Raw genomic sequence first — 26,170 nt, forward strand, 5'->3', positions numbered from 1 at the left:
CGTCACGGGGCGCCGGGTCAGGTCAGGCCTCCTCGGTCCCGTTGGCCTCCTCGGGGAGTTCGTAGGAGCCGTACTCGGGGCTGCCGGCCAGGTCGTACGTCTGGATGGAGACGCCCGAGCCGGTGACGCGGCCGGCGGTGTGCCGGAAGCGCGTGGGGACGGCCCCCTCCTCGAACAGGCGGCGTCCGGCACCGAGGACGACTGGGAAGGTGATGAGGTGCAGGGTGTCGAGCAGCCGCAGGTCCACCAGGGCGCGGACCAGGGCGCCGCTGCCGTGGACCTGGAGTTCGCCGTCCGTGCGCTCCTTGAGTGCCTGGACCTCCTTGGCGAGATCGCCGGAGACGACCGTGGTGCCGGCCCACCGCGGCGACCGGAGCGTGGAGGAGACGACGTACTTCGGGAGCGCGTTGAGCTTGGCGGCGATCGGGTCGGCCGGATCGGTCATCTTCGGCCAGTAGGAGGCGAAGATGTCGTACGTACGACGGCCGAGCAGGAAGGCGCCGACGCCGTCGAAGACCTCGGTGACGAACCGGCCGAAGTCCTCGTCGCCGTACGGATAGCTCCAGCCGCCGTGGGTGAAGCCGCCGCTGGGGTCCTCCTGGGGGCCGCCGGGCGCCTGGTAGACGCCGTCGAGGGTGACGAAGATCTGGGAGACGAGCTTGCCCATGGCGGGTGCCTTCTTCCGGGTGTGGGATCTGCTGTCATCAGCTCAGACCCCGCACCCGCCCGCGATTCATCGGTGCGGCCCGTACTCGTCGCTTCGGCCCGCGTGTCGTGTAGCTTCGGCCCGGGTGTCGTGTCGTGGGTGGGTTCACCCCACGTGCGTGGAGAACAGTCCGCCGGTCGGGCCCTGCTTGTCGCCGCCCTGGGCCTTCTTCAGGGCGTTGGCGAGGCTCTCGATGGTGAGGGACTGCAGGATGACCCGGCCGTTGCCCTCCAGAGTGGCCAGGGACAGGCCCTCGCCGCCGAAGACGGCGTTCATGATGCCCTGGCGGTTGAGGCCGCCGACGCGCTGGACGCCGTACTGGATGCCCTCCTCGAAGGCCACCACACAGCCGGTGTCGACCTCGATACGGCCGCCGAAGTCGGCCGGGTTCAGGTCGATGAAGTTGCCCGCGCCCGCGATGATCACGGTGCCGTGCCCGGTGAACTTCTCCAGGACGAAGCCCTCGCCGCCGCTCATGCCGGTGCGGCCGCCCTGGAAGGCGATGCCGAACTCCACGGTGGACTCGGCGGCCACGAAGGCGTCCTTCTCGGCGAACCACGCGCGCGTGCCGTCGAGTTCCAGGGCACGCATCTCGCCGGGCAGCACGCCCGCGAAGCCGACGGTGCCGCCCTCGCCGCCCTGGGCGCCCTGGGCGGTGAAGTACTGGAACGCCAGCGACTCGCCGGCCAGCATGCGCTGGCCGACCTGCATGGCGGTGCCCATGGCCTGGCGCAGCATGCCGCCCATGCCGGCGCCTCCGCCGATCTGCTGCTGACCGCCGTTGTTCGACGGGCCGGACAGCCGGGTCTCCATGGTCACGTTCGTCGTCTTGAACAGGAACTTTCCGGCCTCGCAGTACACGGTCTGGCCGGGGTGCAGGTTGACGACCGCCATCTGCATGGCGTTGCCGACGATTTCTTGCTGAAGGGTCACGCGAGGAGAACGCGGGAAGCGGAGGCAAGAGTTCCGACTCGCCAAGATCGATATCCATACCCATGTCTCCATGTCCATGTCCGCGTCCGTTCGCCGCCAGCGCCTCGCGGCGGGGGCGGCTGGGATGGACCCATGACGACTCAGGGAACAGCTCGGGAAACGGCTCAGGGACCACTGACCGGCAAGACCGTCTTGGTGACCGGCGGCAGCCGTGGCATCGGTGCGGCGACGGCGCTGCGACTGGCCCGCGGGGGCGCGGACGTCGCCCTGACCTACGTGAACGGCAAGGATGCGGCAGAGGACGTCGTACAGGCCGTGGAGGCGACAGGGCGGCGGGCCATAGCCCTGCGCGCGGACTCTGCAGACGCGGCGGAGGCGGCGGGCGCGGTGGAGCGGACGGTGGAGGTGTACGGCGGGATCGACGTGCTGGTGAACAACGTGGGCGTGGGGATGCTGGGGCCGCTGGACACGTTCACCCTGGAGGACGTCGACCGGGTGCTCGCGGTGAACGTGCGCGGAGTGTTCCTCGCCTCCCAGGCGGCGGCCTCGCGCATGCCGGCGGGCGGACGGATCATCACGGTCGGTACGTGCATGACGCACCGGGTGCCGGGGCCGGGCGGGACGCTGTACGCGATGAGCAAGGCGGCCTTGGTGGGACTGACGAAGGCGCTGGCGCGCGAGCTCGGGGGCCTGGGGATCACCGCGAACATCGTCCACCCGGGGCCGACCGACACGGACATGAACCCGGCGGCCGGACCGTACGCGGAGGCACAGGCCGCGATGACCGCGCTGGGGCGGTTCGGTAGGGCGGAGGAGGTCGCGGCGATGGTGGGCTACTTGGCCGGCCCTGATGCCGGGTACGTCACCGGTGCCGAGTTCTCGGTGGACGGAGGCCACGCGGCGTAACCGCCCCTGAACCACCGGCCCGACCGAGTCCGGGCCCGCTCTCGCATCAACCCCGTGCTGCGAGGACGGGCCCGAGGGATAGCATCCCGCATGCCCATTCCCTGGCGGTCCAGCGCCGATATGTTCGCGCAGATCTTGAGGCAGCGTGGAGTCGAGCCTGACGCCGTACGTTATGTCCAGGCCGCATGGGATGCCTTCGGCGAATTCCTCCAGATCGAGATCGAAGGGATCGAGGGGCCGGAGAACGACGGCGACGGCTTCATCGTCCAGTGGGGCCGGTGGGACTGGAACAACGACCAGCCTGCGCTGTCCTTCGGGCGGCAGCTTGCTGTATGTGAGGTGGGGCGTGACGATCCCTATCGGCAGCCGGAGTTCTGGCAGGTAGAGCTCCAGCTGATCTTCGGCGAGGACCCGGCCTGGGCTGATCTCGGCAGCCTCGGCCACCAGGACACCGGGTTCGACTTCGACGAGGTCGGCGCGCCCAGAACTGCCGCGCTCGGAAGGATCCGCCGCTTCCTTGAGTCCTACCCTCAACTGGCAGCCATGTGGCGAGCCGAGCCCATCCGAAGCGACTTGACCATCGAACGAGCGGGGTAGCTGCCGCGCCCGGTACAGCAAAGAAGTGGAATAGGGCCGGCGACCATGAGTCGATCGGGATGGAGGGATCGACGGCGTACGGGTTGGGAGTTGGGGTGAGTGGTGGGAAGCGTGGCATGGAACAGGCCCGCCGCGATGAGGTCAGTTCTTCGGGTCTGTGCCGCCCGGAGGGTGCGTGGATCAGTTGGTGACTACGCGGGAGGGGCGTAAGGGTTCCCGTTGGACACCGGCGGGCCACCCCACCGTGCCCCCGGCGGCGGGACAGGAGCCCAGTCAGGGCCGCGGTGATCCAGCCACCACCTACCGATGGTGTGGAACTTCTCCTCGAAGCTGCGATCCCAGTTGAGGAACGCGGTGATCGGCGCCCGCAGGCGGGTACGGCGGCCGCCCGCTTCGTAGATCACGACGGTCCGGCTTCCGAAGAGAGACTCGATCTGGATGGCTTGGACGCTCGACCACGGGATGGTCCGGCGGCCGAGGTTATGCACGATGGCCGCCGATGGCGTGAGAGTGACCCCGAAGAGCCGCGAGGCGATCGACAGGACTACCCACACGAGCAGTTCTGAGACCAGAAAGAGACCGGACGGTCCCCCGTCCAACCAGAACAAGGGCTGGAAGGCCATGACGATGATGCCGGGCAGCATGGACAGCAAGCATTGGAGGCGCGTCAACCGGTAGCGGATGCGCTCCGGCGGTACAGCTGCGCCCTGCGATTGCTCCATCGATCCCCGCCCCTCACACAATGCAGCCAGTGGTGGCCCAGCATCGCCAAGGCAGCATGGCGGACCAGGGGCGCGCTGTCCATCAACCACAGCAACCGGCCCCCCAGCCCGTAGCGTCCCCTTGGGGCCGATGCGCGACCTGTATGACCGTCTCCGACCGAACTCTGCAGAGCTACGGATCAGAAGGTCACCGTCACCAGGAGACGGCTCCCGTCTCGCCCCGGGCCGTCCGTGGCGGGACCGCCACTTTCCGGGTTGCCCAGGGTGGACGCGTTGTCAGAGGCGGGTGAGATCGTGCGCCCATGGACATGCTCTTCGATCTCCCCGAACCGGAGACACCGGAACAAGCCGTCATCGCCCACTACCGCCTGAGTGACGCCCAGTACGGCTCACGTGCCGAGCGCGACGCGATCTTCGATGCCGAGCGGGCCATGTCTGCCGCAGTCGAAAGGGCGGGAGTCGGTGAGGTCGACGGGAACGAGTTCGGTGGAGGCGAGGCCGTACTGTATGCCTACGGGGCGGACGCTGGGGCGCTCTTCAAGGTCATGGAACCGACCCTTCGCGGACTGCCCTTCAGGCCGGCGTACGTCGTGTTGCGACGTGGGAACCGCGGGACGGAGTCCCGTGTGGAGCTGTGATCCGGAACAGCGACGAAGTACAGCAACCACAGCACAGCCGCACCCGATCAAGCGGGAGGTCGTCGACCACGTCGACCATCCCGGGAATGCCTCGGTCGCGGACGATCAGGCCGTCCCAGACGTAGAAGTACCGGCCATCGAGGCATTCACCGGTCTGTTGCCAACGGTCCATGACGCGGTGGACGTGGTCCAGGGTGTAGATCGTCCCCGACCAGCGTTCCCCGCTGTCGAAGATCACCCACATGTCGACGTCGTCGATCTCGTCGAGGGGTACCCCGTCGTCGGGAACGAAGCAGATCTCATAGCCGTCACGTCGAACGCGGTAGAACGCCCCGTCCCACACCAGGTTGGCTCCTGACTACTCGACCACAGCAGGTGGAGATCGGCCGGTGCCGCAGGTCTGCGGCTGGTGGCCGATGCAGGCAGGGGGATCGTAGAGCAGCACGGAAACTAACGCATTGCCAGCAAGAAGGTGGGCTCTCAGCGTGGTGTCGTGGTGTCGTGCCGAGAGCCCGGGGGGGGTGAATCGGGTCAGGCGCCAAGCTCCTGATGGCGGGTCGAGAGTGCGGCGGCGCCGGCGTCGGTGAGGGAGCCGAACAGGCGGAGGCGGGAGATGCCTCCGTCGGGGTAGATGTCCACGCGGGCGTGGGTGCCGACGGCGGGGGTGGGGAGCAGGAAGCGGTGGTTGGTGTCGGGCTGGAGGCGGGTGCGCGGGAGGATCTCGGTCCAGTCGCCGTCCTCGCCGTCCTTGACGGAGACGGAGGCCCAGCCAGCGCTGTTGCCCTTCAGGTACGCGGTGTCGATCTCGATCGCGCGGATCTGGGACTGGGCGGCGAGGCGGTAGCGGATCCAGTCGTTGCCCTGGTCGCGGCGGCGGCGCGTCTCCCAGCCGTCGTCCATCTTGCGGGAGCGGCCCGGCTGGATGGTGTTGGTGGCCGGGGAGTAGAAGAGGTTGGAGGCGTCCTCGACCTGGCCGCCGTTCTCGAGGGCGACCACGTCGAAGGTGCCCAGCACCGACAGCCACTCGGGGTCGGGGACGACCTCGCCGTACACACGCAGGCGGGCGATGCCGCCGTCGGGGTGCTGGTTGACGCGCAGGTGGGTGAAGCGCTGTTCGACGCCCACCTCGAAGCCGTTCGCGGCGTGGCCGCCGACCGGCGTGCGGGGGACGAGGGTGGTCCACTTGATGTCGTCCGAGAGCAGTTCCTCGGGTGACGGGGAGCCGGGCACCGAGGCGCCCTCGATCGACACCGCCTGCGGGTAGTTGCCGCGGAAGTGGGCCGTGTCGACGACGATGCCGCGGATGACGCCGGGGGCGCCCAGGCGGATCAGGGCCCAGTCGTGGTCCTCGGGCGTCGGCCAGGGGTGCTCGGCCGACGCGCCGCGCCGGCGCCGCGTCTCCCAGCCGTCCATGATCTTGCCCTTGTGGCCGAAGTGCTCGGGGTCGAACTCGGCCCGCTCGGGCACCAGCAGGTTCTCCCGCTGGGCGAAGAACTCGTCGTTGGCGGCGATGACTCCGGCGCCGAGCTGCCGGTCGGCGAGGTTGGCGTACTGGGTGAAGGGGAAGTCGGCGGTGCGGTAGTCCGCGTACGGGTCGCCGCCTCCGTAGGGGTTCGCGTCGCCGGTGAAGCTCGCCCAACTTGATTGCTGCTGCGCCGTCACGGTGATCAGGGGGTCCTCTCTGGAGTCGGCCGGGTGTGGGTGTGGAGGGTGGCTTACCGGGGGCGAGCGAGCAGCCGGCCCTTCGGCTCGGTGAACTCGCCGTCCGCGACGATGCGTTCGCCGCGCAGCCAGGTGGACTTGACGACGCCGTACAGGGTCTTGCCGGCGTACGCGGTGACCCGGTTGCGGTGCTGGAGGCCGGCCGGGTCGACGGTGAAGGTCTCGTCCGGGGCGAGGACGGCGAAGTCGGCGTCGTGGCCCGGCGCGATGGCGCCCTTGCGCGCGTCGAGACCGACCAGGGCGGCGGTCCGCGTGGACATCCAGCGGACCACGTCCTCCAGACCGTGGCCGCGCCGCCGGGCCTCCGTCCATACGGCCGGCAGGCTGAGCTGGAGGCCGGAGATGCCGCCCCAGGCGGTCGCGAAGTCGTCGGTCTTCAGGTCGGCCGTGGAGGGCGAGTGGTCGGTGACGACGCAGTCGATGGTGCCGTCGGCGAGGGCCGCCCAGAGCAGGTCCTGGTTGGCGGCCTCGCGGATGGGCGGGCAGCACTTGAACTCGCTGGCGCCGTCGGGGACTTCCTCGGCGGTGAGCGTGAGGTAGTGCGGGCAGGTCTCCACCGTGATGCGGACGCCCTCGGCCTTGGCGGCGGCGATCAGCGGCAGCGCGTCGCTCGACGACAGGTGGAGGACGTGCACGCGCGCGTGGAGCCGCTTCGCCTGGGCGATGAGGCTCGCGATGGCCGTGTCCTCGGCGTCGCGCGGCCGGGAGGCGAGGAAGTCGGCGTACTTGGGTCCGCCCTGCTGCGGGGCGGCGGCCAGGTGGTGCGGGTCCTCGGCGTGCACGATCAGCAGGCCGTCGAAGCCGGATATCTCGGCGAGGGACTGGGCCAGCCGGTCCTGGTCGAGGTGCGGGAACTCGTCCACACCGGACGGGGAGAGGAACGCCTTGAAGCCGAAGACCCCGGCGTCGTGCAGCGGGCGCAGGTCCTTGACGTTGTCGGGCAGGGCGCCGCCCCAAAAGCCGACGTCGATGTGCGCCTTGTCGGCGGCGACCTCCCGCTTCACCCCCAGGTTGGCGACCGTGGTGGTCGGCGGCAGGGAGTTGAGGGGCATGTCGACGAGGGTGGTGATGCCGCCGGCCGCCGCGGCGCGCGTGGCGGTCCAGAAGCCCTCCCACTCGGTGCGGCCGGGGTCGTTGACGTGCACGTGGGTGTCGACCAGGCCGGGCAGCAGGACGTGGTCGCCGACGTCCTCCAGGCGCGCCGTGGCCGGGACCTCGGCGTCGTACGGCAGGACGGCCGTGATCTTGCCGGCGGCGACGGTGACCGTGGCGGGCCGCGTCCCTTCCGGAGTGATGACCCGCGTCGAGCGCAGCACCAGTTCAGCGTCGGACACCCGAACCCCTCTCTCTGCCGTTGTGCGCCGTCTTACATCCAGGAAACGGGATTTACACCCACGTAACGGAATTCAACGTTCTGTTGAAGGAGTCTTCACTCCCGCTCCCCCGCCGTCAAGAGGCACACTTCCGAGCGGCCCCGGCACACACCCACTCTGGACATTTCCACAAAGCGGAATTAGAATTCCGACACGCAGAACGTAGCTACGTACAAGCAGGGAGTCAACCGACTGCCGGGTAGGCTTCTGCCCTTCCTGCCAGTCCCGAAAGGAACGTGCCGTGCCGACGTCCAGCGCCAGCACCACCGACTCCGCCAAGCCCGCCGCCGGCGGCGGGGTCCAGTCCCTTGAGCGCGCCTTCGATCTGCTCGAGCGGATGGCGGACGCGGGCGGCGAGGTCGGCCTGAGCGAGCTGTCCGCGACCAGCGGGCTGCCGCTTCCCACCATCCACCGGCTGATGCGGACGCTGGTGGCCTGCGGTTACGTACGACAGCAGCCGAACCGGCGGTACGCGCTCGGACCCCGGCTGATCCGGCTCGGCGAGTCCGCCTCCCGGCTGCTCGGCACCTGGGCGCGGCCGTACCTGGCGCGACTGGTGGAGGAGACCGGCGAGACCGCCAACATGGCGCTGCTGGACGGCGACGAGATCGTGTACGTGGCGCAGGTGCCGTCGAAGCACTCGATGCGGATGTTCACGGAGGTCGGCCGGCGGGTGCTGCCGCACTCCACCGGGGTGGGCAAGGCGCTGCTGGCGAACGTGCCGGACGAGGAGGTGCGGGCGCTGCTGTCCCGTACCGGGATGCCGGCCGCGACGGAGAAGACCATCACCACGCCGGAGGGGTTCCTGGCGGCGCTGGAGGACGTACGGCGGCTGGGGTACGCCGTCGACGACAACGAGCAGGAGATCGGGGTGCGGTGCCTCGCGGTGCCCGTGCCGGACTCTCCCACGGCCGCGGCCATCTCGATCTCCGGGCCCGCGGGGCGGGTCACCGAGGAGGCGACGGAGAAGATCGTGCCGGTGTTGCAGGGGATCGCCCAGGAGCTGTCTCAGGCGCTGGCGAGTTCGGGCGCGTAGTCCTTCGCTGAGTTCTTCGCGTAGTTCTTCCGGCGCCGGGGGGTGGCCGCCTAGGAGTGGGGGCCGCCGGGGGGCGGCGGCGTCCGGCCGAAGAGGTCCACTGCTTCCCTGACCTCCGTCAGGCCCCGGGCCAGCGCGCTGACCGAGCCGATCGCCGCCGCGACGAGTAAGAGGGAACTACGCAGGCGCGGGATCTCCGGCATGCCGCCGGCGGCCATGGCGGCGAGGGTGGCCAGTTCGTCCTCGGCTATGCCCCGGTCGGGGAACTCGGACGGGAGCGCGGCGAGTTCGCGGCGCAGGCGGGAGACCGCGGTCCGCAGTTCCACCACCCTCGGATCCTCGTCGCTGCCGGTCACTGACCTCTGCCCCAAGCTCCGCAACACAGCCCTCCCCCTCGCCCGTCCTCCCGCGCGTTCGGTGTGGGGCAGGTGCACGTCCGGTCTCCGGTCTCCCGGCCTCTACCTCCCCCTCGCACGCCCTCGCGCGCGGGCCAGTAAACGCCACGCCGACCGGCGGCGCCACAGCGCGGACCGAAATTCAGTCCAAGGAAACCGGCCGCGGCAGCCCGCGTCAGGTATGCAGGACACATGACGGGCAAACAGGACCATCCAGAGGAGATCGCCGGGCTGCTGCTCGCGGCCGGCGGCGGCAGACGGCTCGGCGGGCGGCCCAAGGCGCTGCTGGAACACCGGGGGCGGCCGCTGGTCGAACACGCGGTCGGCGTGCTGCGCGCGGCCGGGTGCACCCGCGTCCACGTGGTGCTCGGGGCGCAGGCGGAGGCCGTACGCGAGCGGGCGGAGCTGCCCGGCTGCGTCCTCGTGGAGAACCCGCACTGGAAGCAGGGCATGGGCTCCTCGCTGCGCGCCGGGCTCGCGTCGCTCGACGGTACCGGGGCGCGGGCCGCGCTGGTCTCCCTGGTCGACCAGCCCGGCATCGGGCCGGAGGCGGTGGCGCGGGTGCTGGCCGCGTACCAGGGCGAGTGGTCGCTGGTCTCGGCCGCGTACGACGGGGTACGCGGGCATCCCGTGCTGTTCGGCGCCGCCCACTGGGCCGGGATCGCCGCGAGCGCGACCGGCGATCAGGGCGCACGCGGCTACCTGAAGGCACACGGGGAGGCGATCACGCTCGTCGAGTGCGCGGACATTGCCGAGCCCTACGACATCGACACCGAGGCCGACCTCGGCCACCTTGAACCCTGAGTGAACCAGGTGGCACCGAGCGCCACCTTCCCTCGACCCAGAGAATCTCGACGTCAACAAACCATTGAAGTTCCACGATGAGGAAACTACTATCCACTGTTCAGAAGCGTCCGACCGCACAGTGGGCGCTCACTGTCCTGTTCGTGCCACTTGGCACCCGGTGCCACCGCTGAAGGAAGTGACAGCTCATGTCCGCACCAGCGCCGTCCCCGCTGGCCATCGTCGACGCCGAGCCCCTGCCCCGGCAGGAGGAGGTCCTCACGGACGCGGCGCTCGCCTTCGTGGCGGAGCTGCACCGGCGGTTCACCCCGCGCCGTGACGAACTCCTCGCCCGCCGGGCCGAGCGCCGCGCCGAGATCGCCCGCACCTCCACGCTCGACTTCCTGCCCGAGACGGCCGCGATCCGCGCGGACGACTCCTGGAAGGTCGCCCCGGCTCCGGCCGCGCTGAACGACCGGCGCGTCGAGATCACCGGCCCCACCGACCGCAAGATGACCATCAACGCCCTCAACTCGGGCGCGAAGGTCTGGCTCGCCGACTTCGAGGACGCCTCCGCGCCCACCTGGGAGAACGTGGTCCTCGGCCAGGTCAACCTGATCGACGCCTACACCCGCACCATCGACTTCACCGACCCCGGCTCCGGCAAGTCGTACGCCCTCAAGGCGAACGAGGACCTCGCCACCGTGGTCATGCGCCCGCGCGGCTGGCACCTCGACGAGCGCCACCTCGTCGACGCCGACGGCAAGCCGGTCCCCGGCGCCTTCGTCGACTTCGGCCTGTACTTCTTCCACAACGCCCAGCGCCTGCTGGACCTCGGCAAGGGCCCGTACTTCTACCTGCCCAAGACCGAGTCGCACCTCGAAGCGCGCCTGTGGAACGACGTGTTCGTCTTCGCGCAGGACTACGTCGGCATCCCCCAGGGCACCGTCCGCGCCACCGTCCTGATCGAGACGATCACGGCCGCGTACGAGATGGAGGAGATCCTCTACGAACTCCGCGACCACGCCGCGGGGTTGAACGCCGGCCGCTGGGACTACCTGTTCTCCATCGTGAAGAACTTCCGTGACGGCGGGCCGAGGTTCGTCCTGCCGGACCGCAACGCCGTCACGATGACGGCCCCGTTCATGCGGGCGTACACCGAACTCCTCGTCCGCACCTGCCACAAGCGCGGCGCGCACGCGATCGGCGGTATGGCGGCGTTCATCCCGTCCCGCAGGGACGCCGAGGTCAACAAGGTGGCCTTCGAGAAGGTCCGCGCCGACAAGGACCGCGAGGCGAACGACGGCTTCGACGGCTCCTGGGTCGCCCACCCCGACCTGGTCCCGATCGCCATGGAGTCCTTCGACCGGGTCCTCGGCGACAAGCCGAACCAGAAGGACCGGCTGCGCGAGGACGTCCACGTGGAGGCGGCCGACCTGATCGCCATCGACTCGCTGGAGGCGAAGCCGACGTACGCCGGTCTCGTCAACGCCGTCCAGGTCGGCATCCGTTACATCGAGGCCTGGCTGCGCGGGCTCGGCGCGGTCGCCATCTTCAACCTGATGGAGGACGCGGCCACCGCCGAGATCTCCCGTTCGCAGATCTGGCAGTGGATCAACGCGGGCGTCGAGTTCGAGAACGGCGAGAAGGCCACGCCCGAGCTGGCCCGCAAGGTCGCCGCCGAGGAGCTGGACGCCATCCGCGCGGAGATCGGCGAGGAGGCCTTCGCCGCCGGTCACTGGCAGGAGGCGCACGACCTGCTGCTCCAGGTGGCCCTCGACGAGGACTACGCCGACTTCCTCACCCTGCCGGCGTACCGGCAGCTCAAGGGCTGACGATCACGCATGGCGGCCCCAGGGGGACTCCCCCGGGGCCGCTGCGCGTTCAGCCCAGGTGGACCGTCCAGTCCTGTTCCGCCGCCGGCTTGCCGTGCAGGTCGGGGACCCGCTTCAGCCAGGCCGGGCGGCCCGCTTGCGTCTTCGCCGCGCGGGCGGCCTCCTCGGCGGCCAGCTCCTCACGGCTCGGGAAGTCGGTGGGCAGCCACTGCGCGGACAGCCGTACCCGCTGCAGGAGGTAGTCGACGTAGGCGTCGCGGACGTCGTCGGGCGTGGCGAATCCCGCGTCCTCGGCGAGCCAGGCGTCCGGCACCTCGGCGACGATCCCGCGCAGCAGCTCCTCGGTGACCCGGGGCGCCAGTTCGGCGTCGGCGGCGCGGACGTCGGGCGCGTAGTGGCCGAGAGCATGGTGGCGGAAGTCGTACTTCTTGCCCGGGGTCGTGGTGTCCCAGCGGTGGTGGAAGACGAGGGCCGCGCCGTGGTCGATGAGCCACAGGCGCGGGGGCGTTGTGCCGAGCGTCGGCCACACCATGAGGTTGGAGCTGTGGACCGTACGGTCCACGTTGACGGTCAGGGCGTCGAGCCAGACGATCCGGCCGGCCTCCAGAGGGTCCACGGGGAAGGTCTTCGCGATCTCCGGCGTGAAGTCCGCGGCGCCCGGCAGGTGGTCCATCCCGAGGTTGACGCCCGCGCTGGCGCCGTGCAGGTCGCGTACCTCCTGGTGCGGCTCCTCGGCGGCGACGGCCGGGTCGAAGTGGACGAGGACCAGTTCGGGGAAGCGCAGGCCGAGGGCGCGGGCGAGTTCGCCGACGATCACCTCGGCGACCAGCGCCTTGTGTCCCTGGGCAGATCCGGTGAACTTCACGACGTACGTACCGAGGTCGTCGGCCTCGACGACTCCGGGCACGGACCCGCCAGAGCGCAGGGGTGTGATGTAGCGGGTTGCAGTGACCTCCCTCAACATCTTCCGATGCCCCACCGGTCATTTGCCTTACATTCCACGGCTAGCTCCTCAGCAGTCCATGAAGCGAGCATAGTCACCACGGACTCGGCGAACAGCTTGTCCCGGCTCAGGTGCGCCCGAGCCGGGACAAGCTGTTCGCGCCACTGCGGGGGATCAGGGCACGAAGATCTCCTCGCCTCCGGTCGCCTTGCGCAGCGTGATCGCCGTGGCGGGGCAGTTCTCGGCCGCTTCCAGCACCTCGTCGGCCGCCACGACCGGCGCCTCGGGCGGCCGCGCCCGGCCGGAGGTGTCCAGGGAGAAGCACTCGGGCGCGTTCGCGGCGCACAGGCCCGATCCGACGCAGACCGAGGTGTCCACCTCGACCGTCCAGAGTTCCGTCACAGCGGCTCACCCGCCTTCGCCACGGCCAGGGCCGGCTGCGGTTCCCTCGGGCCGCCCTCGCTGATGCCGAACCTGTCGTGCAGTCGCCGCAGGGGTCCGGGTGCCCACCAGTTGGCGCGGCCGAGCAGCCGCATCACCGCCGGCACCAGGACGCCTCGCACGACGATGGCGTCCATGAGGACGGCCAGGGCCAGGCCGAGGCCGAGCATCTTCATGTTGGTGATCTTCGATGTGCCGATGGCGACCAGAACGATGGACAGCACGGCGGCCGCCGCGGTGACCACGCCGCCGCTGCGCTGCAGGCCGAAGACGACGGCCCGGACGGTGTCACCGGTACGGTCGTACTCCTCCTTGATCCGCGACAGCACGAACACCTCGTAGTCCATGGACAGTCCGAAGGCCACGCAGAACATCAGCACCGGCAGGGTGGCCGGGAGGAAGCCGGTGACGGTGAAGTCACCCAGGGCGCCGCTGAGATGGCCGTCCTGGAAGACCCAGACCAGCGCGCCGAAGGTGGCGGTCAGGCTGAGGGTGTTGAGGACCACTGCCTTGAGAGGCATCACGACGCTGCCGGTCATCAGGAACAGCAGCACCATCGTGACGCCGACCATCGCGACGAGCGCGTACGGCAGGCGGTCGGTGAGGGTGTCCTGGGTGTCGACCAGCTCGGCCGCGCCGCCGCCCACGTACACGGGGAAGGGAGCGGGCACGTCACGGATCTGTCGCACCAGGTGCTGGCTCTCGGGGGAGACGTCCTCCAGGGAGGGCACCACGGACAGATAGGTGGCCTTGCCGCCCTCGGCGGTGTAGCGCTGTTGCGCGGGTCCGGCAGGCTGGGTCAGGTGGCCGTTCTGGTAGACGCCGGCCGCGGAGTCCACGCGTACGACTCCGGGCAGCCCGGACAGCCGGGCCGCGTAGGGACCGATCTCGGAGGCGCGCCGCGCGCCGTCCACGCCGTCGGCGACCACGTCCAGCACGCCGGTGGGGCGGGAGGTGAACTCGTCCCGGATCACCTGGTGCACCTGATGGGCCTCGGCCTCCTTGGGGAGTTGCCGGTCGTCGATGTTGCCGAAGGTCGCGCCGAGGAATGGCAGGCCGAGGGCGACCAGCGCGGCGACCGCGGTCAGCATGAAGATGACCGGGCGTTTGACGACGGCTTCGCCGATGCGCCGCCAGCGCCGTCCCGAGGCGTCGGCCCCCGCGAGGCCGGAGCGGCGCCTCAGCAGCCGGGTCAGGTCGAGGGCGTCGATCCGCCGGCCCAGGACCAGCAGCAGGGCGGGCAGCACCAGCAGGGCCGCGGCGGCGGCGATGAGCACCACGGAGATGCCCGCGTACGCGAAGGACCGCAGGTAGTACATGGGGAAGATGAGCATGGCCGAGAGCGACACGGCCACGGTGAGGGCCGAGAAGGCGACCGTGCGTCCGGCGGTGGTGAGCGTGGTGCCGATGGCCGCCTTGGGCGGCAGGCCGCCCTGCAGCTCCTCGCGGTAGCGGCGGACGATGAACAGCCCGTAGTCCACGGCCAGTCCGAGGCCCAGCGCGGTGGTCAGGTTGAGCGCGAACACGGAGACATCGGTGAAGCCGGTGATGATCCGCAGTGAGGCGTTGGTGCCGACGATCGCGATCAGTCCGATGATCACCGGCAGCAGTGCCGCCACCGCGCTGCGGAAGACCAGCACGAGGATCAGCAGGGTGAGAGGCAGCGCGATGGCCTCCGCCCTGCCCAGGTCCTTACGGCTGGTGTCCTGGACCTCGGTACGGATCTGGGCGGCGCCGCCGATCCTGACCTCCAGCGGTCCGTGGCTGCCGCGATAGTGGGGCGCGAGGGCTTTGAGGGTGTCGTCGGCCTCGGTCTCGGTTCCGGTGATGCGGGCGACGATCAGCGCGTAGCGCCCGTCGGTGCTGCGCAGTGCCGGGGACTTGTCCTGCCAGTACGACGACACGCCCTGCACATGGTGCTCGCCCGCGAGCCGCTCGGCGAGCCGCCGCCCCTCGGCGGCGGCGGACGCGGTGTCCACTCCGTTGTCGGCCTTGAGCAGCAGCGCCAGATTGGGGCGACCGGCGGCGAAGTCCCGCTCCAGGAGATCCGAGGCCTGTGCGGACTCGGCCGCGGGATCGGTGGTGCCGCCTCCCTGCAGCCGGTCGGCCACCCCGCCGCCGAGGACGACGGCGGCGGCTGCGAACAGCAGTGCCAGGATCAGGATGAGGCGTGGCCGTGCTGTGGTCAGCCGGGCCAGACGCTCGAACATGATGGTCCTCTCGGGGGTGTATTCGGCGTCTCAGGCGTGGGGCACGGATTCCGCGGTGGCCTCGAAAGACGCGCGGCTGAGTCCGAGCGTGCGCAGCAGCATCGTGTCGCGGACCCGGTCGGGCAGGATGCGCAAGAACGACAGGGCGCGGGCGTCCTGGCCGATGAGGTAGCGGGTGGCCGGGCGGCGTGCCGTGATCGCCTTGACCAGGGTGCCGGCCGCCTTGTCGATGGCCGTGGCGCTCTGCTTGGCGGAAGCCGCCTGGGCGTCCGCCACCGCCTTGATGTACCGCCGCCGTGCCTCGGTGGCGCCGGTCCAGCCGTCCTCGGCCGCGGACTTCTCGGCCTTGGCGAAGATCTCCGTCTCGAGGGCGCCGGGTTCGACCAGAACGACGTCGACGCCCTGGAACCTCAGCTCCATGCGCAGCGCGTCGTTGAGCGCGGCGAGGGCGGCCTTGGATGCGGCGACCGGTCCGAAGAAGGGGACGGAGACACGGGCGGTGATCGCGCCGATGTTGACCACTCGGCCGCCGGCGCGGCGCAGCGCGGGCAGGAATGCCTGGGTGACGGCGATCTGGCCGAGGACGTTGATGTCGAACTGGCGGCGCAGCGCGTGCGGGGGAACCAGCTCGACCGGCCCCTGCACGATGACACCGGCGTTGTTCACCAGGGCTTGGAGCCCGCGGCCGCCGAGGACGGCGGACAGGTTCTCGGCGGCCGCGGCGATCGAGTCGGGGTCGGCGACGTCCAGGACGACGGGTGTCAGCGACTCGACCTCGGGCAGTTTGGCGAGCGCCGCGGGGGTGCGGACCGCGGCGATCACATGCCAGCCGGCGTTCGACAGCTTCTTGATCGTCGCGGTTCCCAGGCCGCCGGACGCCCCGGTGATCAGGGCGGTCTGTGCGGAAGGGTTCGGACTCACGGGTGCCTCCGTCGTCGATGAATGGAGCGGTGGTTCGATGCGGTGGTGTCCGCTCACTCGTCTTCCACCAGGTGCATCAGCCCGGCCGGGAATCGCTCGCCCGCGAATGCCCCGGGCGGTGCGACGGCTTCGATCCGGGCGAGGTCGTCCTCGCTGAGTTCGACGCTCAGCGCCGCGACGTTCTCGTCGAAGTCCCGGCGGGTCTGACTGCCGGGGATGGGCACGACGCCCTGCGCCACCAGCCATGCCAGGGCCAGTTGGGCGGTGCTGCAGCCCTTGTCGAGGGCGATCTCGCCGAGCCGGGTGACGATCGCCCCGTTGACGGCGAGGTTGTCCGGTTCGAATCGCGGGAGGAAGCGGCGCAGATCGGAGTCGGCGAGGTCCGCGTCGCTGATGATCTGCCCGGCCAGCAGGCCGCGGCTGAGCGGGCCCCAGGCGACGAAGCCGATGCCCAGTTCACGGCAGGTCGGCAGGATCTTGTCCTCGACCCCGCGGCTGGCCAGTGAGTACTCGGTCTGCAGGACGGAGACCGGGTGCACGGCGTGGGCCCGTCGGATGGTCTGGGCGCCCGCCTCGGACAGGCCGATGAAGCGGGCCTTGCCCGCCTGGACGATCTCCGACAGCGCCCCGACCGAGTCCTCTACCGGCACCTGCGGGTCGATGCGGTGCAGGTAGTACAGATCGACCCGGTCGGTGCCGAGCCGCTTGAGGCTGGCGTCGACGGCCTTGCGGATGTGGGCGGGCGATCCGTTCAGCGCCACCCCGGAAGGGGTCCTGACCATGCCGCACTTGGTGGCCAGGACGACCTGGTCGCGGCGGCCGCCGCGCAATGCCTTTCCGACGATCTCCTCGGAGACGCCGTCGCCGTACATGTCGGCGGTGTCGAGGAAGTTCACGCCCACGTCGATGGCCCGATGGATCGTGGCGATCGATTCGGGGTCGTTACGGTCCCCGTAGAATTCGGCCATTCCCATGCAGCCGAGTCCGAGTGCGGAGACCTGCAGACCGTCCGCGAGTTCGCGCGGGGGCACGTCCATGTGTCAACTCCGATTTTACTCGAGGGAATTCATTGAATTCCCGCCCAACAACCCTAGGACCGGGCCTGAATGTGCACAATGGTGGCGGAACTAATAGCAGTCAGAGCACCAGATCAGTCCCTGACCAGGTGGAATGCCCAGGCCATGAAGGCGGTGCCGGTGAGCGCCGAACCCAGTACGCACACTGCGGGCCAGCCCGACGCGGAATACAGGGCCGCCGCTCCGACGGCCCCCGCCGCCCCGCCCAGGAAATATCCGGTCATGTACACCGAGGTCACTCGTCCGCGAATTTCCGGGGGCAGTCGGTAGATCTCGCTCTGATTGGTGATGTGAGCTCCCTGGACCATGAAGTCCAAGAGGAACGTGGCCAGGACGAGCAGTGCGAGAGCGCGCTCGCCGAAGGCGGCCGGAAGGAAGGACACGCACCCCCCGGCGAGCAGGATCCCGGTGGGCCAGGGCCCGAGATCACGGTCCGCCGCCCGGCCGGCGAGTGCCGCCGCCACCACACCGCCGATGCCGACCAGGCTGAGAAACCCGACCGCGTCGGCTCCGTATCCGTAGTGGGGGCCGGCGAGGAGGAAGGGCAGCGGGGTCCAGAAGGCGGTGAACGCGGCGAAGCACAGCGCCCCGTAGAGGGAACGGCGGCGCAGCACCGGACTCGAGCGCACCAGGCCCGGCAGTGAGCGCAGCAGACTCGCGTAGCCGAGGCCGGTGTCCGGCGGGACTCCGGTGCCCGCCGGGATGCGGCTGCGCAGGACCAGGACAAGCGTTCCGGCGACGCCGGCCGCGCCGTAGTAGACGGGCCGCCAGCCGGTGTGCTCGCCGATGACGCCGGACAGGAAGCGGATCAGCAGCGAGCCGATGAGGACCCCGCTCATCACGCTCGCCACCACTCGGCCGCGTTCGGCCTCGGCGGCGAGCGACGCGGCGAACGGCACCATCACCATGACCACCACCGAGGTCAGGCCGATGAGAGCCGCGGCCACACAGAGCACCTCGATGCCGGGCGCGGCGGCGGCCAGCAGGAGCGCCGCCGTCTCGGCGGTGAGCAGCGCGAGGACGAGTCTGCGCCGGTCGAGCATGTCGCCCAGCGGTACGACCAGCACCAGGCCGACCGCGTACGCGGCCTGGGTGGCCACGACGACCAGGCTCACCGCGAAGTGCGAGCGGTGCAGCTCGGCGGCGAGCGTGTCCAGCAGGGGCAGGGACAGGTAGAGGTTGCCCACGGTCAGTCCGCAGGCGATCGCGAACAACGGCACCAGGCCGCGCGCGGGGGCGGCGGACCGGTGCCGCGCGCGGTCGGTCCCGGGTGGGGAAGCCACGGGGTGATCTCCCGTCAGCCGATGGAGATGGGCAGGGACTCCATGCCGCGCAGGGTGAGCCGGGGTCGGAACTCCACGGTGTCCTCCCCGTCGAGGCGCAGCCCGGGAAAGCGGCGCAGCAGGGTGGTGAAGGCGATCTGCGCTTCCATGCGGGCCAGTGACGCGCCGAGGCAGTAGTGGATGCCGGAGCTGAAGGACAGCACGGGAGCGTCGGAGCGGGTCACGTCGAAGCGGGTCGGGTCGGGGTAGCGCCGCGGATCGCGGTGGGCGGCGCCGACCAGGGCCACCACCGAGGAGCCGGCGGGGATCTCGGTGCCGGCGATCTCGACGGGGCCGTCGGTGACCCGGTTGCCGAGCTGGGTGGGGCTGTCGTAACGGAGCATCTCCTCGACGGCACCCGGAACCAGGCTCAGGTCGGCCCGCAACCGGTCCATCTGGTCGGGGTGGCGCAGCAGGGCCAGCATGCCGTTGCCGAGCAGATTGGTCGTGGTCTCGAAGCCGGCGCCGAACAGCAGATTGCACATGCCGATGAGTTCGCCCTGGCTGAGCTTGTCCTCGCCGTCCTTGGCGGCGATGAGCGCGGACAGCAGGTCGTCACCGGGGTTCTTGCGGCGCGCCTCGACGAGGGCGCTGAAGTAGTCGTCGGTGAGCTGGGCGCCCTTGTCGCACTCGGCGAGGGCCTCGGGGGTCAGCCCGAGTTCGTAGATGTCCTGGAAGGCACGCATCGGGCCCTGCAGTGAGGGCAGATCGGCGTCGGGGATGCCGAGCATGCGGCCGGTGGCCATGGCCGGCAGCGGGAAGGCGAAGTCCTTCATGTAGTCGAGGGAGCCATCGCGTTCGAGCTTGTCGGCCAGACGCTCGACCATCTCGGTCACCTGCGGGCGCATGGCCTGCACGGCGCGGTTGGTGAACGCGAAGCCGGCGAGCTTGCGCAGCCGGGTGTGGTCCGGCGGGTTGGCCCACAGCATGATGTCGGGCAGTCGGCGCAGGGCGGCGTGGTCCTGCCATTCGTCCTTGCCGACCCAGGGGGCGAAGACCCGGTAGGGGTCCTTGAGGGCGTGCTGGCTGCGCAGGAAGGCGTTGACGTCGTCGTAACCCGTGACCACCCAGTGGCCGAGGGCGGTATGGTGAACGGCGGTCAGCTCCTGGATGCGCTCGTAGCGCGGATACGGGTCGCGCAGGCCGTCCGGGGTGAGGAACAGCTCGGCCAGCAGTCCGTCCACCTCGCCGACGACCGTGGTTTTCCGCTCAGTCTCTGTTTCCATGCGGTTTCTCCTCCGTAAATCGACTGCATATGCGGTGTGCGGTATGCGGACTTCGACGCCGACTATTTACTCGTCGTCTGTCCCATCATTAGGCGTCGATTGACACAGAAGAAGAGTGGAGTAAATACTGGTGGAAACTGCACCACATAGTCCTGGCCATCGCGACGGGGGATTACGCATGGGACCTTCCAAGGACGAGCTCAGCCGTAAGGAACTCGGCGACTTTCTGAGGTCACGGCGCCGAAAGGCGGACCCGGAAAAGTCGGGAATTCAAGTTTCCAGGCCGGCGTCCGGACGTCGGCGGATCCCGGGGCTGCGGCGGGAGGAAGTGGCCCAGCTGTCCGGGGTCAGCGTCACCTGGTACACCTGGCTGGAGCAGGGGCGGAACATCAACGTCTCCCGGCAGGTGCTCAACGGGATCGCGAGGGCCCTGGCGCTGGACGCGCCCGAACGCGATCACCTCTTCCGGCTTGCCGGAGAGGCCACGCAGGCCCCCTCGACGGACTCGGAGCCGACGGTCGGCCCGGACATCCAGGCGTTCCTCGACCTGCTCAACCCCAACCCCGCCTACGTGATCACCCGTTGCTTCGACATCGTCGCCTGGAACCGTGCGGAGGCGGCGCTCATGGACGGCGTCGTCGGCCAGGTGCCGGAGCGTCATCGCAACGTCCTGTGGCTGATGTTCAACGAGCCACGCGCCCGCGATCTCCTGCCGGACTGGGAGCGCGAGGCGCGCTGGCTGGTGGGGCTGCTGCGCGCGGACTCCGCCCACGAACTGGGCCGCCCGCGCTTCATCGAGGTGGTCAACGATCTCAAGAAGTCCAGCCCGCTCTTCCACGAGTGGTGGACCTCGCACGACGTGGAGAAGTTCACCCCCTCCGTACGACGCTTCCAGCACCCGGCGGTCGGGCCCCTGTCGCTCAACTACGTCAAGTTCGCGCTCGAGGGCGACACCACGGGACGCAGCATCGTCACGCACTTCGCCTTCCCCGGCTCGGAGGACGAGCAGCGGCTGGGCGACCTCGTCGCCTCATGGCGGGGCTGATCCGGTCCGCCAGGAGAGATAGCGCCCGATCACGGCCTTGGCCTCGGCGGTGTACGCGTCGGCTTCCGGGCCCTGGAGCCTGAGCACCAGGGCCCGGCCGGCCTGGAGCAGTGCGCACACCATGTCGGCCACCCGGTCCCGCTCCGCCGCGGGCATGGCGGGGGCGCGCACGGTGAGCATCTCTCGTACGCCTCTGAGCAGTTCGGCCCGGATGAGCATCAGCAGGGCGGGGTTCTCGGGCTGGAACGACAGCAGCGGGGCGAAGACCGCGTCGGTCAGCCGCTGCGGGGGCAGGCGCGCGTGGTCCGCGGTGAACAGGGGTCCGTGCGCGGCGTACAGCTCGCGCACCAGCCGCTCGCCCAGCACGGCGAGCAGTGATTCCTTGTCGGGGAAGAACTGGTAGAAGGTGCCCGGGGAGACCCCTGCCTCGCGGGCGATGGCGGTGGGGCCGGGCACGGTCGCCCCCGTACGGCACAACAGGCGCGCTGCGGCGTCCAGCAGCTGCTCGACGCGGCGTTCCCCACGGGCTTGCCGCCTGCCCCGTCCCGGCTCGGTCACCGACGGGGTCAGACGGTGAGCAGCTCGGGCAGAACGGTCTCCGCGTGGTCGGCGACACGGGACTGGGCCAGGGCCACGTCCCACAGCCTGCGCCGGCCGGCCGGGTCGTGGGCGAAGGCGTTAGGTTCGATGCGGCGCCTCTCGTTGAAGTAGGCGCCGCTCGTGGACCGCAGTCCGGGGTCGGTGACCAGGCGGGCGATGTTCTCGGCACCGTATCGGGTGCGGTGCGGGGCGAAGACGAACGTGCTGCGGACCATCTTGGTGGAGCACATGCCCGGATGCAGGCTGTTGGCGTACACCTGGCGGCCGTGCAGGCGCTGTGCGTACTCGTTGGTGAAGGCCGTCAGGGCCAGCTTGGACTGGGCGTATGCGGCCATGCGGTCCCAGTGCCGCTCCAGTTGCAGGTCGTCCCAGTGGATGGCGCCCCATCCCTGGGCGACGGAACTCACGTTGACCACACGGGCGGGCGCGGAGGCGACGAGCAGACCTGTCAGGCGCAGGGTGAGGGCGAAGGCGGCGAGGAAGTTCACCTGCCATTCGAGCTGGTAGCCGTCCGCGGTGACGCGACGGGTGCGGGCGCTGAGATTGGGTGTCGCCACACCGGCGTTGTTCACCAGGGCGTCCAGCCGGCCGTGGGTGCGCAGCATGACGTCGGCCAGGGCATGCACCTCCTCCAGGCGGGAGAGGTCGGCGGTCACGGAGGTGATCTCGCCGGCAGAGCCCTTGGCGGCCTTGGCCGCCTTGCGTACATCGGCGAGCGCGTCGGCCACCTTGCGGGGGTCGCGGCCGTGCACGACGACGTGCCAGCCCTGTCCGGCCAGCAGTTTGGCGGCGCCGCGCCCGAGCCCGTCGGTACTGCCGGTCACCAGGGCGAGCTTTTCCATATGCGCCACGAGGGCTCCTCACAGAGATCCATGTCATACCGAATTAACATCCGGCGAGCACATTCCCAATCCCCCACTTTCTCTGCTGGAGTCGCCGCTGACAAGGTAACTGTCAGCACTATTGGCAATGCCACCACCATGCCGTCAGATACTCGTTGACAAACCAACTTGGGGATGGAGACCGTAGCAGCGGAGCAGAAAACAAGAACAGGGGGATAAATGGCCGACGTGGATTCTCTGGAACCCGTCATTGTCGAAACGGTGGAGGGTGGAATTCCGATTGAACAACTCGGAGTGACTCTGATGCATGAGCATGTCTTTGTGCTCAGCACGGAGGTGCAGGAGAACAATCCTCAGCTCTGGGACGAGGAGGCACAGATCGAGAGTGCCGTCACCCGGCTGACCGCGGCCGCCGAGCGTGGCGTGCGGACGATCGTCGACCTCACCGTCCTCGGCCAGGGGCGCTATCTGCCCCGCATCAAGAAGGTGGCCGCCCGGGTACCGCTCAACATCGTCGTGGCCACCGGCGTCTACACCTACAACGACGAACCGATGTACTTCGCCTACCGCGGCCCCGGCCGGGTCTTCGAGGGACCCGACCCGATGGTGGAACTGTTCGTGCGCGACATCACCGAGGGCATCGGTGACACAGGTGTCAAGGCGGCCGTTCTCAAGTGCGCGACCGAGACCGAGGACCTGCCCGAGGGCGTGGAGCGCGTGCTGCGCGCCACCGCCCAGGCACACCGCGAAACCGGCGCGCCGATCCAGACGCACAGCAACGCCCTGGTGCGCAACGGGCTGCTGCAGCAGAGGGTCTTCAAGGAGGAGGGCGTCGACCTCAGCCGGGTCGTCATCGGCCATTCCGGCGACACCGACGACCTCGGCTATCTGCGTGAACTGCTCGACGCCGGCTCGTTCCTCGGCATGGACCGCTTCGGCATGGAGTTCATCGCCCCGATCGAACAGCGCGTGAAGACCGTGGCCGAACTGGTGCACGCCGGCTACGAAGAGCAACTGGTGCTGTCCCACGACTGCCCGTGCTACCTGGACTACCTCACACCGGACCAGCGCGAACTCGTCGCCCCGTCCTGGGACTACACGCACATCCACGACGACGTGCTGCCCGCGTTGCGCCAGGCGGACGTCAGCGACGAGGCGATCCGCACCATGCTCGTCGACAATCCCTGCCGCTTCTTCTCCGCCAACGCCCCCTACTGACCTCTCGGAGACTCCATGTCCACACAACCCACCGACCCGGCGGGGCCCTGGGAGGAGCTCGGCGCACCGCTGTGCCTCGACACCCCCCTGGTGAAGGCCTGGGTCGAACAGGTACCTCCCGGCGGCACCCGTCCGCTGCACACCCACCGCAAGCCCTGGGCGACGGTGGTGCTCAGCGGAGCCAAGGTCCGTTCGCTCGGCGTCGACGGCGAGGTCATCCGCGAGGGCGAACTCCCCGGCGGCGTGGTGCTGTTCAACGCGGCGGACCCGCCGCTGTGCCACCAGATGCACAACGTCGGCGAAACCGAACTGGTCATGGTCGGTTTGCAACTGGAGTACGGACCGGCCACCGAGGCCCCGCGGGAGGACCCGTGACCATCGACACCGTCGTCGTCGACTACGGCGGGGTGCTCACCAATCCCCTGATCGAGACCTTCACCGCCTTCGCCGAACTGGCGGGGATCGAGGTCGCGGCCCTCGCCGAGGCGTTCACCGCCGCCACCCAAAGACACGGCGAGACCCCCATGGCCGCGCTGGAGATCGGCGCCATCACCGAGCGGCAGATGGCGGAGCGCATCCTGGCCGAGCTGCCCCCCGGATCCGAACGGGTCCTGGACGGCCGCGAGTTCGGAGAGCTGTGGTTTCGCGGGCGGAAGCCGAACGTGCCCTTCGTCGACTTCCTGCGCCGACTGCGTGGTGACGGCTACCGGATCGCCCTGCTCACCAACAACGTCCGCGAGTGGGAGCCGCGCTGGCGCGCCCAGCTGCCGGTCGACGAGCTGTTCACACTCGTCGTGGACTCGCACAAGGAGGGCGTGCGCAAGCCCGACCCGAAGATCTACCGCATCCTGCTCGACCGGCTCGGTGCGGAACCCGGGCAGTGCCTGTTCGTCGACGACACCGAGGAGAACTGCGTCGCCGCCCGCGAACTCGGCATCGCATCCGTCCGGTTCACCGACACCGACACCACCGTCCGCGAGGTGCTCACCCGCCTCGAGGCCGGCGACCCGGACCCTGGAGGTCCTGCGCGATGACCACGGAGATTCTGATCGTCGGAGCCGGCCCCACCGGCCTGACCACCGCCTGCACCCTGCTCGGTCTCGGCGTGCCCTGCCGGATCGTCGACCGGCGCGAGGGCCCCGGTGAGGCGCCCAAGGCGCTGATCCTGTGGAGCGGTGCGCTGGAGTGCCTGGACCGCATCGGCGTCGCCGGCCATCTCGTCGGCACCGCGCTCCCGCTGGCGGGTGCCACCTACTGGTCCCGCAAGAAGCAGATCGGCGGCATGCGCTTCGGCGGTCTGGAGGGCACCGCCTTCCGTCACCCGCTGTGCGCCCCGCAGCCCGTCACCGAGGAGGCGCTGCACGCCCGTCTCCTCGAACTCGGTGGCACGGTGGAGTGGGGGACCGATGCCATCGGCCTCAAGGTCCAAGGCGACGGGGTCGCCGTGGGCCTGCGTGCCGCCCAGGGGCGGGTCGAGAAGGCGACGTACCGTTGGCTGGTCGGTGCCGACGGCACGCACAGCATGGTGCGCGACTCGGTCGGCATCCCCTTCGAGGGCCACACCTACGACCGGGTGTTCCTGCTCGGCGACGGTCCGGTGGAGGGTCCGGTACCGAAGGACGAGGCTCAGTACCACATCACTCCGGACGGGGTGCTGGTCCTGGTGCCCCTGCCGGAGGGCGGACACCGGGTCTTCTTCGACATCGAGCCCGACGGGCACACCGGAGCCCCCTCCGACCAACTGCTGCAGGAGCTGCTCGACCAGCGCGGTCCGGGGAGCCTGAGGCTGCGGGGGACCTGGTGGTCCAACCGCTTCCGGGTGCACGCCAAGGTCGCCCCGCGCTTCCGCCACGGTCCGGTCTTCCTCGCCGGTGACGCCGCCCACGCGCACAGTCCCGCGGGCGGCCAGGGCCTCAACACCGGTGTGCAGGACGGCTACGACCTCGGCTGGAAGCTCGCCGCCGTCGCCCGTGGCGCCGACCCGGCCCTGCTCGACAGCTACGAGACGGAGCGTCGTCCCGCCTCGGTGCAGGCCGTGCGCAACGCCGACCAGCAGACCCGGATGTGGCTGTTGCGCAACCCCATGGCCCGCGCCATGCGGGACGCCACCATGCAGTCCTTCAGCCGCCGCGGCGTGCTGGAGAAGCAGATGCTGCCGCAGCTCGCCCAGCTCGACCTCGACCACTCGGCCAGCCCCGCCGTGGCCGACCTGCCAGGCGCCTCCTCCGTGCCCCGCGCGGTCCGGCTCGGCAGGCGCGTACCGGACACCGCACTGGTTCCGGTGCGGGGCACGCAGGCGACGTCACTGCACTCGTACCTGGCCGCGGGGCGGCACACCCTGATCGCGTACGGGGACCAGGCGGCCGGCGAGATCGCCGTGCGGGCCCTGGTCGCCCTGCGCAGCCGGGGCGTGGACGACACGGTGCACGTGCTGTGGATCCAGCCCTCCGACGGCGCTGCCCCGGCCGGGCAGATCGGCTCCGCCGGTGCCCGCTGCGACACCGCGCGCGCGGACGGCCCCGGTCTCGGCCCGGCGAGCCCGCCGTGGCTGGCATACGTCCGCCCGGACGGCGTCGTGGGGGCGCGGTCCGGGATCTCGGGAGTCCTCGAGCTGTTGGAACGCCTGCCCTCGCGGCCCGCGGTGACGTCCGACGCGGCCTAGGCCCCTGGGCTCACTTCT

At 70.0% G+C, this 26,170-nt stretch carries 27 protein-coding genes; 11 read left to right on the forward strand and 16 right to left on the reverse strand.

The window, feature by feature from the left end:
* Window positions 1-22 precede the first annotated feature (22 nt).
* Together ABZ865_RS10330 and ABZ865_RS10335 are read right to left on the reverse strand one after the other, a co-directional pair.
* Window positions 23-667 (reverse strand): dihydrofolate reductase family protein, encoded by a 645-nt coding sequence (locus ABZ865_RS10330; RefSeq protein WP_361226792.1) that lies wholly within the window; start codon window positions 665-667, stop codon window positions 23-25.
* Window positions 668-811: 144 nt separating this feature from the next.
* Window positions 812-1,639, reverse strand: coding sequence for an AIM24 family protein (locus ABZ865_RS10335; protein WP_361226794.1), 828 nt, complete (start codon window positions 1,637-1,639; stop codon window positions 812-814).
* A gap of 132 nt (window positions 1,640-1,771) precedes the next feature.
* Between ABZ865_RS10335 and ABZ865_RS10340 the strand changes: the two genes are divergently transcribed.
* Both ABZ865_RS10340 and ABZ865_RS10345 read left to right on the forward strand, forming a co-directional pair.
* A complete protein-coding gene (locus ABZ865_RS10340) occupies window positions 1,772-2,545 on the forward strand; it encodes an SDR family oxidoreductase (protein WP_361226796.1) in 774 nt (257 codons plus the stop codon).
* A 90-nt stretch (window positions 2,546-2,635) separates the two neighbouring features.
* Window positions 2,636-3,142: a hypothetical protein gene (locus ABZ865_RS10345; RefSeq protein WP_361226799.1), complete on the forward strand. Its 507-nt coding sequence runs from the start codon at window positions 2,636-2,638 to the stop codon at window positions 3,140-3,142.
* A gap of 191 nt (window positions 3,143-3,333) precedes the next feature.
* On the opposite strand, the gene ABZ865_RS10350 is transcribed toward ABZ865_RS10345, so the two are convergent.
* Window positions 3,334-3,864, reverse strand: a complete 531-nt coding sequence (locus tag ABZ865_RS10350; protein WP_361226802.1) for a hypothetical protein — start codon at window positions 3,862-3,864, stop codon at window positions 3,334-3,336.
* Window positions 3,865-4,166: 302 nt separating this feature from the next.
* Between ABZ865_RS10350 and ABZ865_RS10355 the strand changes: the two genes are divergently transcribed.
* The gene (locus tag ABZ865_RS10355) at window positions 4,167-4,502 is read left to right on the forward strand and encodes a hypothetical protein (protein WP_361226805.1); all 336 of its coding nucleotides are present in this window, start codon (window positions 4,167-4,169) and stop codon (window positions 4,500-4,502) included.
* Here ABZ865_RS10355 and ABZ865_RS10360 read toward each other — a convergent pair.
* The 3 genes from ABZ865_RS10360 to allB form a co-directional block, all read right to left on the reverse strand.
* Complete coding sequence (locus tag ABZ865_RS10360; protein WP_361226808.1) at window positions 4,438-4,845, reverse strand: hypothetical protein; 408 nt, start codon at window positions 4,843-4,845, stop codon at window positions 4,438-4,440. The genes ABZ865_RS10355 and ABZ865_RS10360 overlap by 65 nt on opposite strands.
* 188 nt (window positions 4,846-5,033) lie before the next feature.
* A complete protein-coding gene (gene alc / locus ABZ865_RS10365) occupies window positions 5,034-6,164 on the reverse strand; it encodes an allantoicase (protein ID WP_361226811.1) in 1,131 nt (376 codons plus the stop codon).
* Between the two features lie 53 nt (window positions 6,165-6,217).
* On the reverse strand, window positions 6,218-7,558 hold the full coding sequence (gene allB, locus ABZ865_RS10370; RefSeq protein WP_361226814.1) for an allantoinase AllB: 1,341 nt from the start codon (window positions 7,556-7,558) through the stop codon (window positions 6,218-6,220).
* Between the two features lie 280 nt (window positions 7,559-7,838).
* On the opposite strand from allB, the gene ABZ865_RS10375 reads away from it, so the two are divergent.
* Window positions 7,839-8,633 (forward strand): IclR family transcriptional regulator, encoded by a 795-nt coding sequence (locus tag ABZ865_RS10375; protein WP_361226816.1) that lies wholly within the window; start codon window positions 7,839-7,841, stop codon window positions 8,631-8,633.
* Between the two features lie 50 nt (window positions 8,634-8,683).
* Here ABZ865_RS10375 and ABZ865_RS10380 read toward each other — a convergent pair whose 3' ends face one another.
* Window positions 8,684-9,016 (reverse strand): DUF5955 family protein, encoded by a 333-nt coding sequence (locus ABZ865_RS10380; protein WP_361226818.1) that lies wholly within the window; start codon window positions 9,014-9,016, stop codon window positions 8,684-8,686.
* 204 nt (window positions 9,017-9,220) lie between these two features.
* Between ABZ865_RS10380 and ABZ865_RS10385 the strand changes: the two genes are divergently transcribed.
* Together ABZ865_RS10385 and aceB are read left to right on the forward strand one after the other, a co-directional pair.
* Window positions 9,221-9,832: a nucleotidyltransferase family protein gene (locus ABZ865_RS10385; protein ID WP_361226821.1), complete on the forward strand. Its 612-nt coding sequence runs from the start codon at window positions 9,221-9,223 to the stop codon at window positions 9,830-9,832.
* Window positions 9,833-10,020: 188 nt separating this feature from the next.
* Entirely contained in the window at window positions 10,021-11,646 is a 1,626-nt protein-coding gene (gene aceB, locus ABZ865_RS10390) for a malate synthase A (protein ID WP_361226824.1), read from the forward strand.
* A gap of 49 nt (window positions 11,647-11,695) precedes the next feature.
* Here aceB and ABZ865_RS10395 read toward each other — a convergent pair whose 3' ends face one another.
* The 7 genes from ABZ865_RS10395 to ABZ865_RS10425 form a co-directional block, all read right to left on the reverse strand.
* Complete coding sequence (locus tag ABZ865_RS10395) at window positions 11,696-12,610, reverse strand: HipA family kinase (RefSeq protein WP_361226827.1); 915 nt, start codon at window positions 12,608-12,610, stop codon at window positions 11,696-11,698.
* 153 nt (window positions 12,611-12,763) lie between these two features.
* Complete coding sequence (locus ABZ865_RS10400; protein ID WP_361226830.1) at window positions 12,764-12,991, reverse strand: ferredoxin; 228 nt, start codon at window positions 12,989-12,991, stop codon at window positions 12,764-12,766.
* Complete coding sequence (locus ABZ865_RS10405; RefSeq protein ID WP_361226833.1) at window positions 12,988-15,240, reverse strand: MMPL family transporter; 2,253 nt, start codon at window positions 15,238-15,240, stop codon at window positions 12,988-12,990. Before ABZ865_RS10405 ends, ABZ865_RS10400 begins: the two co-directional genes overlap by 4 nt.
* Before the next feature lie 30 nt (window positions 15,241-15,270).
* A complete protein-coding gene (locus tag ABZ865_RS10410; protein WP_361226836.1) occupies window positions 15,271-16,161 on the reverse strand; it encodes an SDR family NAD(P)-dependent oxidoreductase in 891 nt (296 codons plus the stop codon).
* A gap of 53 nt (window positions 16,162-16,214) precedes the next feature.
* Entirely contained in the window at window positions 16,215-17,198 is a 984-nt protein-coding gene (locus ABZ865_RS10415) for an aldo/keto reductase (RefSeq protein WP_361226839.1), read from the reverse strand.
* Window positions 17,199-17,311: 113 nt separating this feature from the next.
* A complete protein-coding gene (locus ABZ865_RS10420) occupies window positions 17,312-18,520 on the reverse strand; it encodes an MFS transporter (RefSeq protein ID WP_361226842.1) in 1,209 nt (402 codons plus the stop codon).
* 14 nt (window positions 18,521-18,534) lie between these two features.
* A complete protein-coding gene (locus tag ABZ865_RS10425) occupies window positions 18,535-19,785 on the reverse strand; it encodes a cytochrome P450 (protein ID WP_361226845.1) in 1,251 nt (416 codons plus the stop codon).
* 178 nt (window positions 19,786-19,963) lie between these two features.
* On the opposite strand from ABZ865_RS10425, the gene ABZ865_RS10430 reads away from it, so the two are divergent.
* Window positions 19,964-20,830, forward strand: a complete 867-nt coding sequence (locus tag ABZ865_RS10430) for a helix-turn-helix transcriptional regulator (protein WP_361226848.1) — start codon at window positions 19,964-19,966, stop codon at window positions 20,828-20,830.
* Here ABZ865_RS10430 and ABZ865_RS10435 read toward each other — a convergent pair.
* Window positions 20,816-21,388 (reverse strand): TetR/AcrR family transcriptional regulator, encoded by a 573-nt coding sequence (locus ABZ865_RS10435; protein WP_361226851.1) that lies wholly within the window; start codon window positions 21,386-21,388, stop codon window positions 20,816-20,818. The genes ABZ865_RS10430 and ABZ865_RS10435 overlap by 15 nt on opposite strands.
* Before the next feature lie 8 nt (window positions 21,389-21,396).
* Window positions 21,397-22,272 carry an SDR family NAD(P)-dependent oxidoreductase gene (locus ABZ865_RS10440; protein WP_361227298.1) on the reverse strand — a complete coding sequence of 292 codons (876 nt, stop codon included), beginning with the start codon at window positions 22,270-22,272 and terminating at the stop codon, window positions 21,397-21,399.
* Window positions 22,273-22,491: 219 nt separating this feature from the next.
* Between ABZ865_RS10440 and ABZ865_RS10445 the strand changes: the two genes are divergently transcribed.
* From ABZ865_RS10445 to ABZ865_RS10460, 4 genes are read left to right on the forward strand one after another with little or no spacing between them, the layout of a single operon-like run.
* Window positions 22,492-23,490 carry a phosphotriesterase-related protein gene (locus tag ABZ865_RS10445; RefSeq protein ID WP_361226854.1) on the forward strand — a complete coding sequence of 333 codons (999 nt, stop codon included), beginning with the start codon at window positions 22,492-22,494 and terminating at the stop codon, window positions 23,488-23,490.
* A 15-nt stretch (window positions 23,491-23,505) separates the two neighbouring features.
* Entirely contained in the window at window positions 23,506-23,865 is a 360-nt protein-coding gene (locus tag ABZ865_RS10450) for a hypothetical protein (protein ID WP_361226857.1), read from the forward strand.
* Window positions 23,862-24,524, forward strand: coding sequence for an HAD family phosphatase (locus ABZ865_RS10455; RefSeq protein ID WP_361226860.1), 663 nt, complete (start codon window positions 23,862-23,864; stop codon window positions 24,522-24,524). Before ABZ865_RS10450 ends, ABZ865_RS10455 begins: the two co-directional genes overlap by 4 nt.
* Window positions 24,521-26,152 carry an FAD-dependent monooxygenase gene (locus tag ABZ865_RS10460; protein WP_361226863.1) on the forward strand — a complete coding sequence of 544 codons (1,632 nt, stop codon included), beginning with the start codon at window positions 24,521-24,523 and terminating at the stop codon, window positions 26,150-26,152. Before ABZ865_RS10455 ends, ABZ865_RS10460 begins: the two co-directional genes overlap by 4 nt.
* Window positions 26,153-26,170: the final 18 nt, after the last annotated feature.

This window comes from Streptomyces sp. NPDC047085 (genome assembly GCF_040643735.1).
Classification (GTDB): Bacteria; Actinomycetota; Actinomycetes; order Streptomycetales; family Streptomycetaceae; genus Streptomyces.